Source organism: Sphingobacterium sp. UDSM-2020 (genome assembly GCF_016132525.1).
In the GTDB taxonomy this organism is placed as follows: Bacteria; Bacteroidota; Bacteroidia; order Sphingobacteriales; family Sphingobacteriaceae; genus Sphingobacterium; species Sphingobacterium anhuiense.
Window position 1 is genome coordinate 2,963,795 of the sequence record NZ_CP066166.1, and the last position, 16,650, is coordinate 2,980,444.

The following is a 16,650-nucleotide window of genomic DNA, read 5'->3' on the forward strand; positions in this document are numbered from 1 at the left end:
ATAAGCAACTAAATGCAGAGCAAGTGCAAACGATGGATTCCATTGATGTCGTACGCGACTACCGACCTGTTCTGGCCGATGCCGTAAAGGTTCGCAGGAGCCCAGATATGAGTCATATCAATCGGGAAGCCATTGAGACGGAGCTACGTCAAATAGCCACAGCTACCTATTTTGCAAATAAGACGTTCAAACAAGCTTATTACACGATATTGCTTAAACAGTATCCAAACGCTTCGCGCAGCAATATTGATAAGTACCGTATCAGCTATTTGGCTTACCAGGCACGTGAATATCCAAGAGCGGCCTCTATTTTGGAGTCGCTGGAAGCTTCGGATGCCTTTTATCAGGGTTCGATCATAACTTTGGGTCATATTGCACTGGAAACCGGCGATAAGCAACGCGCACGAAATGCATTTGTCAAAGCGATGAGACTAGATTTCGACCCCCAATTGAAAGCAGATGCGCAATTTAACTATGCCAAAATCTTGTATGCAATGGACTCCATCCAAGCCGCTCAGCAAGTTCTGGAAAAATATATAGTTCAACAATATGGGGGTCGTGAACCAGGCGCTCAAGCACAGGAAAGTGCGGAAATATTATCGGCTCAAATCCTGTTGGGGACGAGTAACTTCCATACTGGAGTAAGTCTGTTGGAGTCGTTGAAAGATAGAGGGCGGGAAGTCGATGCTACTTATCAAAAAGCAACTTACTATCGCGGATTGGAGTTTTATAACGAGCGCGCTTTCGAAAATAGCATATCGACATTCATGAGATCTGAAAAATTTCCGATCGATGCAAAAATGGCCGCGCTGGCTACTTATTGGAAAGCGGAAGCGATGTATGAAGTGCGCAAATATGGGGAGGCGGTAGAGAACTTCTCCCGGTTTTTACGGTTGCCTGTTGCAAAAAATACCGACGTATATAATTATGCAAATTATGGGCTGGCTTATGCCGCGTTCAGAAATAACAGTTTTAGTATGTCGGCCGATTATTTTGAGCGCTTTTTGGCTGTCGAGGGAAGTTCGTTAGATGAAAATATACGTCATGACGTAATCGCACGTTTGGGCGATTCGTATTTGTCCATGCGCAATTACGACCGTGCCAACCAATATTATGATCAGCTGATCAACAGCAAAACTTCCAATCAGGACTATGCGTTGTTCCAACGAGGTGTTATCTTTGGATTGCAGGGAGACCATGAAACCAAGCTAAAGATCCTGCAGTCTGTTTTGAAACAATTTCCGGCTTCGAACTATGCAGATGACGCCGCCTTTGAGATCCCCTATACCTCTTTCACTACGGGAGATTATGATCGCGCTATCGATGGTTTGCAACGGATGATCGAAAAGTACCCGCGCAGCAGCTATGTGCCCCGCGCATTGATGACCATAGGGCTCGTGCAGTATAATAAAGATGATTCCGAAGCGGCGAAAGCCACTTTCAAAAGTGTTGTGGAGAAATATTCCAAAACCAATGAGGCACAGCAAGCGATGCGTTTTATTGAAAACATCTACCTAGACCAAGGGGACGCTACGAGCTATATTCATTACGCAATCGGCACCAATGTCAGTAATCTGAGTCCTGCGGAGCAAGATAATATGGCTTTTCAGGCAGCCCAATCTCTGTTTGCTAAGCAGCAATACGCAGCTTCCGTGGAAGCCATCAATGCGTATTTTGATAAATTTCCGAAGCCCAAACAAGAAAAATATGCCCGTTACATCCGCGGGGTGAGTTCGTACCGTACCGGGCATCCAAAGGAAGCGTTGCACGATCTGAATATTATCCTGAACGACTGGACAAGTAAGTATACGGAAAACACCTTGCTGACAGTGGCTGCGCTCTATCTGGACCTGAAAGAATACAACGAGGCAATTGTGCACCTCAAAAAATTGGAACTCAATTCAGAGTATAAAAAGAACTATGGTTACGCAATAAGTAACCTGATGATTTGTTATTTTGAACTCGGCGACATGGAGCAGATGGCCAAGTATGCGAAGTTGATAAAGGATTACGATGGCGCATCGCAGGAGGAAATTGCTAAAGCTCATTTATACAGTGGAAGGGTATTGCTACAACAAAAGAACATCGTGTCTGCCATGAAGGAACTCAATCTGGCTGCTCTGAAGAGCCAAAAGGCGGTTGGCGCAGAAGCGCGATACCGTGTTGGGCAACTACAGTATGATAACAAGGAATACGACAAAGCCATTGAAACTGCCTTTGAGGTGATTAATAGTGAGGAAGAAAATGCATACTGGGAAGCCAAGAGTTTCCTATTGCTTGCTGATAGCTATGCGCGTAAAGGCAATGCTTTGCAGGCTAAGAGTACGTTGGAAAGTGTAATTGAAAATTATGAAGAAAAAGATGATATCATCCCGTCAGCAAAAGAACGTTTACAGAAATTGAACAATAAGTAACCTTCGCTTGTGAAACAAAAAAAATCATTTCGTTTCTAAAGGTAGACGTAACAAGTATAGTTATGTTTCCCAAAGGACCAATAGCAGTAGGACTGAAAATAGTGTCCGGTGTGAATAGCATTCAGGTGCCGAGTTATTTTTATATCCTGACATAACAGAAGAGAGTCAAATTGAAAGTGCGATGAGGACTTATAAAGTGAATAGCAAGTGAATAGTAGGTTTACAAATGCCACTGTATAGCAACATCACTGTTTTTTTTTAGCTTCATTTTGGCAAGAAAACAAAAATAGAAACAAAAATAAACAAGGTATTAAAGTTATCTTTTTCATATAGCTAAGTTAGCATATTGTTATAACATTGCTATCCAATTACGCTTACCTTCATTAAATGTGTGATCAGTTCATGATAAGGCTTAATTATGCTAAATCTTTCGATGGATTCAAAACCAGAATCTTGACCAAGATTATAGCTATAACATCATTTAATACATAGGCAAAAATATATTCATCAGAAATATCAATAATTTAAAAATCAGTATTATTTAAAATGCACAACGGGTTATTACTAAATTTCTATACCAAGTAAAAGTATTAAGTGTTTCGTTCAAATGATAAGACATCGCCACATCATATGCCCGCTTAGGATAGCTGTATGCCTTATAACCAATATTGATAATGGGATTTAACATACTAATATGCGACCTCACAATTTTGAAGCGTGTTCTACTCAGTAGTTACTCAGGTGTAGGTGCTCATTTTTTAACGCGACGAAGAGAACGCAAATAATTTCCTGTTTTCTTTAAGACAAACACAACAGAACCTGCTTTCCCGGAAACAGTCCCCTTAACGCCATTTTTGATGATTGCCATAATTACCTGATTAGTTTATAGATAATCAAGATAAACATTAAAACGGGAACATCCTAATACCAAATTTTAGCTAATAGCAATTTTTAATCAATTTTTAGACAGTAATCAGTCAATATTGATACAGTCTACACTGAGTAATCACTGAGCAAGCACTGAACAAACACTGAACAAGTAATGTTAAAAAGTATAATTTCGTAATCATCTGATCTTCGTTTGCTGCACCTAAAAATTAAAGAGAGGAACCTACGTTTGTGTAACAAAAATAAGCACAGAGGTTGATAGTGTTGGACCGGTTATATAGCAGCAAGTGGTTCGACAAGTTACTATACCAAAGCGTCTACTATTTTAAATACTTTTAGTATATCAAGAAATTGATTTTAAAAATAAAACTGGACTGTTATGATTAACGTGCAATATTTGATGTATGTCGTTACCTTGGGATTTATGGCTTGTCAAAATCCCGGAGGAGCAAACAAAGGTGACTCCCTGAAACAGGAAGTTTTAACAAGTAATAGTATGGAATCAAATGGTAGATCGCGCGAAATAAAACTATTGGGATCTCCCAATGTATTTAAGCTAGATGACGCAAATAAAATGTTGAAATATATAGTAGATAATCCTCTAGATAGTGAACTTATTATTGATAGCTTCTATAGTTTCGAAAGACTTGCTGGAGATAAGTGGCAAGTAGTTCCCTTTGTTAAAAACCTGGTTTTTGAGGATATTACCTATGTTGCACCTTCACAAGGGTCAAAGATTGCTCAAGTAACTATTCGATAGATTATCCATCTTTTCTCCACATAAGCTTAAAGTAACAATATGGAATCCATCAAAAAGATTAATGTAGCCCTACAGAAATCTTATGTGGCTATTTGTGACATTAAAAGAACCATATTTAGTATGTCATCAATCTACCTGTTGTGAAATGAAAATGGGTAATTCTCTATAAAAACATGCTTCTACTTTCGTTGATTAGCCCTTTTTAACAAATTGCTTTTACTTTTTTATTGTCAGTCAGGATAGTGCAGGATGCTTAAGCTATATCGGATTTTTATATTTGAGGTAGCTAAAAAAAGCAACCCTTATACTTTTGATTATAAACAACTTATAGGTGCCTTTTATCCTGGGTCCTAATATCTTTAATAGAATATAGAATGAAAAACTTTAATAAAAAAGGAGGTTTAGGTATGGGAGAACAATCGTACTAAGAACGAGCTTGAATAAAAAACCGATAGTGTTCTAGCACCATCGGTATGCATTTAAGGCCTTATTTTAAATTAATAGAGAGCGTCTAAACTCTTAATCTTAAAACCATCAAACCTTGCAAAGTTATGCAATATGATCAATTTAACAAAAAAATAACTAAGAATTTTACAGTCCAAAATTTATGTAGAACGCAGACTGAAAAATTTTCAAATCCGCTACTAGGACGATCTAGTCTTTTGAAAGCATCATTATTATTGTCTGGAATATTTTTTATTCAACTGTCTCACATTCAAGCTTCAGTGGTGAGTTCTTCGGGTCGTGTCTTTGATTTTGAGGAAAATCATGGAAAACTTCTTACTCATAGCAATATCCAAGAGCAAATCACTGTTAGCGGTATCGTACGTGATGCAAAAGGACTTCCTATCCCAGGTGTTACTATACAGGTCAAAGGTACAGATGTTGCCACATCTACTGCTGAGGATGGTCGCTATGTTATGACTTTAAAGAAAGGCCAAAGTTTGTCTTTTCGGAATATAGGTTATTCTAGCCAAGAAATTGTGATTACAAAAGCAGGTGAGCAGCACATTACACTGATCAGTATGTCACAAGATATAGATGAAGTGGTGGTCGTGGGATATGGTAGTCAACAGAAAAAGGATGTTACTGGATCTATCGCATCGGTATCGATGAGTAATGTTCGGGGGCAAGCTATTGCTAGTCCTGATCAAGCCTTAACTGGCCAAATTTCAGGTGTGCAGGTAAGTACCTCCAATGGAACACCAGGAGGTGGTCCTAGGATTCGTATACGTGGAATTGGTGCTATCGGAGCAGGAGGATCGCCATTATATGTTATTGATGGATTTCCGGTTCCGTCTTCTTCAAGCGAACGCTCAAATCCTTTGACGGCGATAAATCCGAGTGATATTGAATCTATGACCGTATTAAAAGATGCATCTGCAACAGCAATTTATGGATCGAGAGGTTCTAATGGTGTTATCTTGATCAATACGAAAAAGGGTACAGTTGGAAAATTGAAGATCAATGTTGCGGCGAGTTCAGGTATTCAGGAAGTACCAAAAAAAGGTCGTCCCAATATGATGAATGCTATGGAATTTGCTCAGTTTCGTAAAGAGGCTATAGAAGATAAAATTCGATATGAGGAAGGTAGGGAACCTACATTAAATGATATTCCGGAAGAATATCGTCATCCTGAAACTTTAGGAGCTGGTGTAGATTGGTATGATGCAGTTACCCGAATTGCACCAATGTCTGATTTTAATGTGAGTTTTAGTGGAGGGAATGAACAGATACGCTCTTTTGTTTCGGCAGGTTACCTGAATCAATCGGGGGTGATGTTAAACACTGGTTTTGAAAGGTTTTCCGTCCGGGCTAATGTAGATGCCAATATCTCTAATAAATTAAAATTGGGGATGAATATTGCACCTACATTATCTTACCTCAAAGGAGGTGTTAGTGGGCAGGGTAGGGATGAATTTTTCGAAATTTCCACACCCGTTTCTACTATTTATAATGCAGATGGTACTTACAATCCATATATCGTTTCACCGGGTACTTTTGGAAATCCTAATCCAGTTATGTTCTTGAATGAACGTGTTGATAAAAGCAGCAAAATGAAAATGTTGATGAGTGCCTATGCGGAGTATAGCATTCTTCCTAAACTAAAATTTAAGACAACTTTTAATGTTGATTATCAGGATGAAAGTGGTGAATACTTTCGACCTTCAACTCTAGCAAATCAAAATGCTCCAGGACCGTCGATTCCCAGTGGAAATTATACACGTGGTCAATATATCAATTGGGCAAATGAGAATACATTAACCTATGATTACAGTTCGGATAATGGTCATGCAATAAGTGCGCTGGCGGGTTACTCCATTCAGTCCCAAAAAGATAAGTCAGCAGGGTTCAATGGGTCGCAATTCCCGGATGACGATATTCAGACCTTAAATGCAGCGGCTAGGATCACAGGTGGTACGGGCATTGAAGATTGGGCATTAATCTCTTACTTGGCTCGTGTAAATTACACTTTTAAAGATAGATACATCCTGACCGCATCTTTCCGTTCGGATGGTTCGTCGAGATTTGGTAAAGATAATCGATGGGGATCGTTTCCATCTGTCGCACTGGGCTGGCGGCTGTCAGAAGAAAAATTCTTAAAAGATGCGACTTGGGTTGATGAATTGAAACTTAGAGCATCATACGGTAGAAGTGGTAATTTCAATATTTCTAATTATGCGCCATTAAGTAGTATTGGAACGGGTAATTATGTCTTTGGTGGTAGTTTGGCACCGGGTCGTATTATGAACAGCTTAGGTAATAGTTTCTTAGGTTGGGAAAAGATGAAGGAGTTAAATATAGGTTTAGATTTTGCGACTTTAAATAACCGTCTGACAATTGCAGCAAACTACTACAAGCGTAATACTTTAGACTTATTGTTAAATACACCGATTCCCCAGTCTTCTGGTTTTTCATCTGTAACAGAAAACCGAGGTGATGTTGAAAATACCGGTTTTGAATTTTCTGTTAGTTCCGTCAATATTACCAATGATAACTTTAAATGGAATACCGATTTCAACATTTCCTTCAATAGGAATAAAGTGATTGCTTTAGGAAGAAGCACTGACCCGATTTTCTCTGGGGCAAGTTCGGAAGGAAATTTTACTAATGTTACCCGAATCGGACAGCCTGTTGGTATGATCATCGGCTATGTGGTTGATGGAATTTATCAAAATCAAGCTGACCTGGAGAAATACGCTGCATTTCCAGGGGCTATTCCAGGAAATCTGCGGATGCGCGATGTTAATGGTGATGGTGAAATCACACCGAATGATGATTTTGACGTCATAGGCAACCCATATCCGGATTTTACATGGGGCATGACCAATACATTTTCTTTTAAAAATTTCGACCTGCGTGTGCTGATGGTCGGATCAATGGGACAAGAGATGTTGCATGCCACCCGGTTTTACACGGATAATATTGATGGAGTTTTTAATGTGCGTAAAGAGATTGCGGATCGTTGGAGATCGGAAGCGAATCCCGGTAGTGGATTAGTCCCGACTACAAATGGTACAGGCAGGGGTCGTGTTATGTATCGCGATACGCACTCCTTGTTTATAGAGAAAACGGATTATGTATGGATCCGTAATATCAATTTAGGTTATACATTTCCTAAAAGTATAAAGGGAGTTATCAAGGACATTCGAGTCTATGGAAATATTCAAAATCCTTTCTTGATCACGGATTATGATGGTAATCCAGAAGGAACCAACATAAATAGAGGTGATATTAGTCCATTGGTGCAAGGACTTGACTACTCTGCTTATCCAGTTCCAAGAATCTATACGCTCGGATTAAATTTCAATTTTTAAGTCTACTGTTATGAACATAAAATATATTTTATTGAGTTTGGGACTACTTAGCCTCTCCTCATGTAATCACCTATTAGATGTTAAACCATATACATTTTCCAGCGGTGATAATTATTATGAAAATGAAGGACAAGTCCTTCGTGCTGTGAACGGGGTTTATGGCCGCTTACAAGGTTTGTACACCAGTGATTTTTGGGCGATGACCGAAATGGTTGCCGATAACACCAACTATCAATATGATGAAACCGATAGAGGGGCGCAACAACGGGAAGAGATAGATGAATTTTTGATAACCTCTTCAAATAATTATATCAATACTGTATGGGCAACATTATACAGTGTTATACAAGAGTCTAATGTTATCCTTAGCCGAATCGATCAGGTTTCTTTTGCCGACGAAGGTTTGAAAAAGCGATATGTAGGTGAAGTGAAGTTTTTACAGGCTTTCACCTACTTTCATTTGGTACGCTTATTTGGAGAAATTCCATTACATACGAAGGAAGTTGCGAATCCAACGGATGCTTTTACCAAGGGTAAGGCACCGGTTGAAGAAGTGTACGCTGTAATTATACAACATGCTAAGGATGCAGTTGCAAATCTACCAAATAGCTATGATAAGAATAATGCCGGACGTATTACTAAGGGCGCTGCTTTAACGCTATTGGGTGAGGTATACTTAACAAGAAAGCAATTTGCTGAAGCTGCTTCTGCTTTTCAGGAAGTTACGCAATTGGGCTATGCTTTATTGCCTGATTATGCGAACTGTTTCAATCCGAATAATAAAAATAATGAGGAGTCGGTATTTGAAGTGCAGTATGACCAATCTGTTGAAGGTGAGAACAGTAATTTTATTTATATGTTCGGCCCAAGAAACGCAAAATTGAAACTGGTGGGGTATTCTGGAAATCTTGGTGGATCTAATATCCCGACACCAAGTATCTATAATTTATATGAAGCGGGGGATTTGCGGAAGGATAAATCAATAGCCTTGTTCGATGATCCTTCAAATGCGTCCTATCAAGAGGCAATCGCTTTTGGTGGAAAAATGCCCTTCATCAAGAAATTTTATCATGCACCTTATATTGAAGATGGACGGTCCAATGAGAACTGGCCAGTATACCGATATGGGTATGTCTTATTGATGTTGGCAGAGGCGCAAAACGAGTCCGGAGTCGGAAATCCTTATCTAAACTTAAACTTGGTACGTAAGCGGGCAGGACTGGAACCTTTATCAGGTTTGACTAAGGAAGGCTTGCGAAATGCTATCGCCACTGAACAACGTGTTGAAGTTGCTTTTGAGAGCCATAGATGGTACCAGTTGTTGCGTACGGGAAAGGCAGAGGAAGTCTTAAATGCTCACGGAGCGGCAGAGAAAAAACGTCTTTCTCGTTTAAGTTCGGCTTCCTATAATGTGCAACCCTTTAAGTTATTATTTCCTATTCCACAGCGTGAAGTGCTAACCAATGGGATTTCGCAAAACACGGGATATTAATCCATGATTTAAATCAAACAATATATCAGCTTAACGAATAACAATGAGAAAAATTAATAACATGCAACTCGTGTTGTTTGCCATTTTCCTGCTCACTTTGGCAGGGGCATGTCATGAACAGATTAAAGATGAAGGTGCTAAGGATGAGAATCCGAAGACTAAAAAAATTGTTTTACCTGAGGGTTTTGCAGTAGATCATATCTACAGTCCGTCGGATAATAAACAGGGATCGTGGGTTGCGATGACCTTTGATGATAAAGGGAGGATGATTACCTCGGATCAGTATGGAGCATTGTTCCGTATCGAACTGCCACCGATAGGATCGGATACTACGATGAAGCCTAAGATTGAAAAGTTGGATTTTCCATTAGATAATCCCGCTGATACCAGTTCAACGAAAGTAGGAATTGGATTTGCTCAAGGTTTGTTGTGGGCGCACAATAGTCTTTATGTCGTCGTAAACCATAATCCTGACGAGCAGTTTTCGAAAGGTAGTGGCTTGTACCGATTACAGGATACAAATCAGGATGATAAATTGGATAAGATAACACAATTATTGGCCTTAAATGGTGAAGGTGAGCATGGGCCGCATAGTGTTGTACTTGGGCCAGATTCTGCTATATATTTAATTGCGGGTAATCATACTGATTTGCCCAAGATGGATGCCTATCGTTTACCTTCAAACTGGCATCACGATAATTTGTTACCTCATATCGTAGATCCACAGGGTCATGCCACCGATCGTAAAGAACCGGGTGGCTGGATTGCTAAAACCGATCCTGAGGGTAAACACTGGGAGATGATTAGTGGTGGGTATCGAAATCCATTTGATATTACTTTTAATGATGATGGCGAAATGTTTACCTACGATTCGGATATGGAATGGGATTTTGGAATGCCTTGGTATCGTCCAACACGGATCTGTCATGTAACAAGTGGTGCTGAGTACGGATGGAGGACTGGTAATGCCAAATGGGATCCCAGTTACCCAGATAACCTACCTGGTACGCTGAATATCGGACAGGGCTCGCCAACGAATCTACTCTATGCAAGCAAAGCGAAATTTCCTGATAAGTATAGAAATAGTCTTCTGGCATTTGACTGGAGTTTTGGTATTATCTATTCTGTTCAGTTAACACCAAAAGGAGCGACTTATGAGGCAAAAGCGGAAGAATTTATATCGGGATCTCCACTTGCATTGACATCTGGAGAGATTGGGCCTGATGGTGCTTTATACTTTTTGACAGGGGGGAGAAAGTTGGAGTCTGATCTTTATCGCGTGTATTATAAGGGACATGCTGATATTGAGGCTAAGAAAACAAAAAATGAAATTCCTAAGGGGATTGCCTTGCGTCGCGAGATTGAACAATTTCATAAACCTTCTGCACCAGGCACAGCTGAGAAAGTGTGGAAATACCTTGGTGATCCAGATCGTTTTATCCGTTATGCTGCACGTATTGCAGTGGAGCATCAACCCGTGGATACATGGAAGCATCTTGTTTTTCAGGAAAAAAATGTACTCCGTCTTACCGAAGCGATGTTGGCTCTAGCCAGAAATGGAGATAAATCATTACAAGCAGATATGTTTAATAAGCTGGCAACTATTGACATCAGGAAGCTTCCGCAACAGATGCTTTTAAATCTGTTGCGTGTTTATGAGGTCAGTATAGCTCGAATGGGGACACCTGTTGAATCGCAACGTATTCTACTTTCGGAGCGATTAGCGGGTTTATATCCTTCGAAGATAAACCTTGTCAATCGTGAACTGGGAAAAGTATTGGTAGCTATTGGTGATTCGAGTGTCGTACCTAAGACTGTACCACTATTATACTCAGCAAAGGATGATTCGACCAATACCAGTTTTATGAGTTCTTCCAATCTTATTTTGCGAAATCCACAGTATGGTCTGGATATCGCCGACATGTTGGCCAATATTCCTCCTGCGCAACAGATATTTTTAGCAACGATGTTGAGTTCTGCACATAAGGGTTGGACCCCAGAATTGCAAGATGAATATTTCAAGTGGTTCTATAAAGGTTTTGGTTACAAAGGAGGCAATAGCTACATCGGATTTATTGATAAAGCCCGAAAAATTGCATTGAGTCATGTAAATAAGGACAAATTGGCCTATTACAGTAAGATTTCTGGTGATTCATTGGTTAATCAATCGGGTAACAGACTAGCAGAAAAAGTTCAGAATGCCAAGGGTCCCGGAAGAGATTGGAAGATCGATACAGCTCTCAAATATATTAATGGTCATACTGCGATACGTGATTTCAAACGAGGGGGTGAACTTTTTGTAGCCTTGCGCTGTGCTTCTTGCCATACTATGAAAGGTTCGGGTGGTTCGGTTGGACCTGATCTTACTCAACTGGGAACACGTTTCTCTCCTAAGGATATGTTGGAAGCGATGATTGAACCAAGCAAAGTGATTTCTGATCAATATGAATCTAAAGTTTTTCATCTGAAAGATGGAACTAAGCAAATGGGACGACTGATGGGCGAAGGAGAGAAGACTTATATTATTTCACAAAATCCTTATGCACCGCAGTTAACTAAGGAAATTGCAAAAAAAGATGTTCAGGATATCAAAGTTTCCGAAGTTTCCATTATGCCTCCTGGAACATTAAATGTCTTGAATCCAGAGGAACTGCGTGATTTAATGGCCTACCTCATGTCGGGTGGGAATGAGAATAATGACGTTTATAAAAAGAAAAATAAATAAAAGTGGATTTTTCAAAGAAAGATTGGTTGGAAAAAGTGTCGCATGTGGCACAGGTCGGTGGTATCGAGACTTCGGTTTTGGATAATGGACGGGGACGTGGTACCCGTATTGCCTGGATAAATACAGGTACAGGATTGCGTTTTAAAGTTGTTATAGATCGAGCCATGGATATTGCGGATGCTTATTTCAACCAATTTAACTTGAGCTGGATTAGCAGGCTTGGGGTAGCAAGACCACAGCCTTTGTCAGATAAAGGTGCAGATTGGTTAAGCACTTTTGGAGGAGGATTGTTGGTTACTTGTGGACTTACACATGTTGGTGGTCCTGAAGTGGATGCTTTTGGAAGTAGAGGGTTGCATGATCAAATTAGTAATATCCCAGCGGAAATAATTTATATAAAACAACCCGATTTGTTAAGTGGAGATCTTGAAATGTCGATCTCTGGAAAGATATTACAAGGACATCCTCTTGGACATTATATTGAGTTGACACGTACGATTCGATGTTACTTAGGGGATCCTACAATATATATTGAAGATGTGGTCCAAAATGTTGGTAATATGGATGTGCCACATATGCTGCTTTATCACTTTAACTTTGGTTGGCCTCTTGTGGATGCTGGTACTGAATTACTGTGGAATGGAAAATGGCAACCTCGGGAATCTGGTGAGTCTAATAAAATATTTAAAGCAGGTCTTGATTTTAAAACCTGTCAAGAACCTCGTGAAGATCATCGGGGGGCAGGAGAAGAAGCTGTCTTTATAGCTCCGGAAAGCGATCAGAGCGGAAATAGCTCTTGTGGTCTATTTAATGAAAAATTGGATTTTGCGGTTGCGCTAACTTTTAAAAAGGAACAACTTCCTTGGTTGACCAATTGGCAACACTGGGGTCCGGGAGAATATGTGACAGGATTAGAGCCCGGTACAAATCCACCGTTGGGGCAAAAGGTGATGCGTGAACGAAAAGAACTGATTTTTCTTAAACCCAAGGAAAAAAAAGTATATCAACTTTCTTTGGGAATATTAGATACAATTGAAGGAATTCAGGTTTTTAAGGATAAAATGTAGATTATAAACATAAATACGAAGGAATGGAAAATATAGAAAAAGCTTTTGAACAAGGTAAAGGGATATTTAGATTGGCGCCAAACTGGGTGCCTAGATCATTTTGTGTACCCGGAAGAAGGATAAAACTTCATCCAGACGATTATTATGTGCTGGGTGGTGAACGTGGTGGTATCGATGAGCGGTGGTTGTCTTCTACTACTCCTGCGAAAAATGGTCCTTTGACGGGCGAATTTGAAGGTCTTAGTTTCGTGGTATATGAACATGAAGGAGAGATTAAACAACTTTTGTTATCGGATTGCGTTTCCCATCTCAAAGAAAGATTGATCGGAAATCGTATCTGGTCTGATTATCAAAGCTGGCCAATGTATTCCAAATTTTTTGATAACATGGGACCATTGCCACATCATATTCACCATAATGATGAAAAAGCGGCTTTGATTGAGCAAGCGGGAAAGCCGGAAGCTTACTATTTTCCTCCACAGCTGAATAATCATGGTGGCGACTTTCCTTATACTTTTATGGGGATAGCTCCAGGAACTTCAAAAGCACAGATCAAAGAATGCTTAGAAAATTTTAGTAAAGGGGATAATAAGATAACGAATTATTCACAGGCCTACCGTTTAGAACCGGGAACAGGCTGGGATGTTCCTCCTGGATTATTACATGCTCCAGGTAGTATGTGTACCTATGAGCCGCAAAAAGCTTCCGATGTTTTTGCGATGTATCAATCCTTGGTCAATGAAGCGATCATTCCAGAAGAATTGTTGTGGAAGGGAGTGCCTGATGATAAACATGGTGATTATAATGCATTAATGGATATTATTGATTGGGATCTGAATGTGGATCCCAATATGATGCAGAACCGATTTATGTATCCTAAACCGGTGAAATCTCAAGCTGAAATGGAGCATGCTGGCTACAGTGAAAAATGGATATGCTATAAATCTACAGCTTTTAGTGCAAAAGAATTGACCGTTTTTCCGGGTCAAACTGTTACGATCACCGATAGTGCGGCTTATGGATTAATTATGATGCAGGGTCACGGGAAGTTGAATGATTGGACTTTGGAAACACCCGCTCTGATCCGTTATGGGCAGTTGACATACGACGAATACTTTGTTTCAGAAATGGCGGCGATGAAAGGTGTCATTATTACAAATGATTCGAAGACAGATCCGATCGTGATGTTGAAACACTTTGGACCAGATAATCCGGATTTGATTGTTGAACCTTAATTATTGAAGTTAAAAAAACGTAGATATGAGCAAAAATAATTTTCCAAAATTGCATAATGCGACCTGGCCGGGTATTGTGGGTAAAGGTGATCATGAACCAATTATTTCTTTAGATGAGCTTTTAGAGAAAACAGCTCATGCTAACGTCGATGGTGTCAAGTTTGATGGCATTGATCTAGGTCTTTTCAATGCACATGTAAAATTAGATCCTACAGATGACAATGTCAATTTTGTTGTGGACAAAGTGGGTGGTTATGATTTAGAAATCGGTACTTTGATTGCACCAATCTGGCCACCTGATGGTGGTTCTGCAATGGGTAGTCAAGTAGATCGAGATCGCTTTGTTGATGTTGTACAAAAGGCTAGTGAGTTTGGATACAAATTAAGAAAGCTAGGTATTCGAACTAATAATGTTATCCGTATTGATTCGGCTACCAGTGTAGCTGAATGGGCTAAAAATCCGACTGAAAATACAAAAAGAATTGCAGAAACATTTAGACGTGCATGTGACGTGGCAGCTGGATATGGAGAACGACTTGCTGCGGAAGGAGAAATCTGCTGGGGTGGCATGCAAAGTTGGAGAACGATGCTGGAAACCTTGGAGATGGTGGATAGGGATAATATGGGGTTTCAGGCAGATATGTCTCACACATTCTTGTATCTATTGGGGTATAATGAACCTGAGGACCGGATTCTGAAAAGTGATTTTCAATGGGGAGATAGCGTAGAGCTGGAGCGTGGCTTTCAATTTTTAACAGATAAGCTTCGTCCATGGACGATAGATTTTCATGTTGCTCAGAATGATGGAACTGTGTTTGGCTCTGGTTCGCATGATAAAACTGGAAGGCATTGCTTGCCAAGCGATCCGAATGGTAAGCTGGATATTGTGAAGGATGCCGGATACTGGTTGCGCGATGAGAATGGTAACCCTAACAAAGTTTTCGACCATATCTGCTGGGATGGCTGTATGTTTCCAAATGAAGTGATGCATCAGCAAGAGACCTGGAATTCAATCCTGGAAACAATGATTAAAGTGCGAAACGCACATGGATGGTCGGTATAAATAGCTTATAGATTATTTGTTATGAAGAAAAAAGAATTAAGAATTGGATTAATCGGTTGTGGATTTATGGGAAGAACTCATTCTAATGGGTACAAACGGGTTGGGGATTTTTTTCCTGATTTAGCTTATAAGCCTATTTTGAAGGCGGTATGTTCTAGAAGTGAGGATAAAGTCATCGCTTTTGCCACGCAATGGGGATATGAATCTTATGAAACGGATTGGAAAAAATTAATCAGTCGTGATGATATTGATGCTGTTGATATTTGTACTCCGAATAATATGCATATGGAAATTGCTGTTGCGGCGGCGGCGGCAGGAAAAATGGTTTTATGTGAAAAACCTTTGTCTAGAAATCTGGAGGAAGGAGATCAGATGGTCCAGGCGGTGGAAAGAAGTCAAGTTAAGAATACGGTATGGTACAATTATCGCAGATTGCCGGCTGTTACGTTGGCTAAAAAACTGGTGGAAAGTGGGAAGTTGGGTAAGATTTTTCATTATCGAACGAATTTCTTGCAGGATTGGACTATAAATGAAAATTTACCACAAGGAGGTCGAGCTTTTTGGCGTATGGACGCCGAAGCTGCAGGTTCTGGTGTAACAGGAGATCTATTGGCACATTGTATTGATTTAGCTATGTGGCTAAATGGTGGTATTAAAGATGTTTCTGCAATGACAGAAATTTTTGTGAAGCAACGTTTACGTGAGGAGACTGGGAAAATGGAAGATGTCAAAATTGATGATGCTTGTATATTTCACTGTCATTTTGTTAATGGTTCCTTGGGGTTATTTGAATCTACGCGCTATGCCCGAGGGCATAAAGCACTTTTTACATTTGAAATTAATGGAGAGAAAGGTTCATTACGTTGGGATCTGCATGATCTTAATAAATTGGAATATTTTAATAATGCAGACGAGTCAATCGTTAAAGGCTGGCGCTCGATTCATGTGACCGATGGTGATCAACCTTATATGGATAAATGGTGGGTACCGGGATTATCCATCGGTTATGAACACTCATTTGTTCATCAAGTAGCAGATTTTCTAAAAAGTGTAGAAACTGGTGAAGAATGTCATCCTACTTTTCGAGATGCCTATGAGACCCAAAAGGTGTGTGAAGCCGTTTTATTGTCTGCTAAAAACAAATGTTGGGCGGACACTGATGTAGATTGGAACAATTAATGTTAAATT

General features: G+C 39.8%; 9 protein-coding genes and 1 pseudogene. All 10 read left to right on the top strand.

What is annotated here, in order from left to right; all coding sequences use genetic code 11:
* The first annotated feature begins 107 nt into the window (after positions 1-107).
* The 10 genes and pseudogenes from JAZ75_RS12535 (at position 108) to JAZ75_RS12575 (ending at position 16,641) form a co-directional block, all read left to right on the top strand.
* Positions 108-2,414 (top strand): tetratricopeptide repeat protein, encoded by a 2,307-nt coding sequence (locus tag JAZ75_RS12535; RefSeq protein WP_410528628.1) that lies wholly within the window; start codon positions 108-110, stop codon positions 2,412-2,414.
* A 387-nt stretch (positions 2,415-2,801) separates the two neighbouring features.
* Positions 2,802-2,959: pseudogene (locus JAZ75_RS26200) on the top strand (IS982 family transposase); the annotation flags it as partial.
* Between the two features lie 722 nt (positions 2,960-3,681).
* The gene (locus JAZ75_RS12540) at positions 3,682-4,062 is read left to right on the top strand and encodes an immunoglobulin-like domain-containing protein (RefSeq protein ID WP_208702199.1); all 381 of its coding nucleotides are present in this window, start codon (positions 3,682-3,684) and stop codon (positions 4,060-4,062) included.
* A gap of 551 nt (positions 4,063-4,613) precedes the next feature.
* Entirely contained in the window at positions 4,614-7,880 is a 3,267-nt protein-coding gene (locus JAZ75_RS12545; RefSeq protein ID WP_208702201.1) for a SusC/RagA family TonB-linked outer membrane protein, read from the top strand.
* A 10-nt stretch (positions 7,881-7,890) separates the two neighbouring features.
* Positions 7,891-9,372, top strand: a complete 1,482-nt coding sequence (locus JAZ75_RS12550) for a RagB/SusD family nutrient uptake outer membrane protein (protein WP_183917078.1) — start codon at positions 7,891-7,893, stop codon at positions 9,370-9,372.
* Positions 9,373-9,415: 43 nt separating this feature from the next.
* Positions 9,416-12,097: a c-type cytochrome gene (locus tag JAZ75_RS12555; RefSeq protein ID WP_232789431.1), complete on the top strand. Its 2,682-nt coding sequence runs from the start codon at positions 9,416-9,418 to the stop codon at positions 12,095-12,097.
* A 2-nt stretch (positions 12,098-12,099) separates the two neighbouring features.
* Positions 12,100-13,164, top strand: a complete 1,065-nt coding sequence (locus tag JAZ75_RS12560) for an aldose 1-epimerase family protein (protein ID WP_208702203.1) — start codon at positions 12,100-12,102, stop codon at positions 13,162-13,164.
* A gap of 23 nt (positions 13,165-13,187) precedes the next feature.
* Positions 13,188-14,399, top strand: coding sequence for a hypothetical protein (locus JAZ75_RS12565; protein WP_208702205.1), 1,212 nt, complete (start codon positions 13,188-13,190; stop codon positions 14,397-14,399).
* Between the two features lie 25 nt (positions 14,400-14,424).
* Complete coding sequence (locus tag JAZ75_RS12570; protein ID WP_208702207.1) at positions 14,425-15,462, top strand: TIM barrel protein; 1,038 nt, start codon at positions 14,425-14,427, stop codon at positions 15,460-15,462.
* A gap of 21 nt (positions 15,463-15,483) precedes the next feature.
* Positions 15,484-16,641: a Gfo/Idh/MocA family protein gene (locus tag JAZ75_RS12575; RefSeq protein WP_208702209.1), complete on the top strand. Its 1,158-nt coding sequence runs from the start codon at positions 15,484-15,486 to the stop codon at positions 16,639-16,641.
* Positions 16,642-16,650 lie beyond the last annotated feature (9 nt).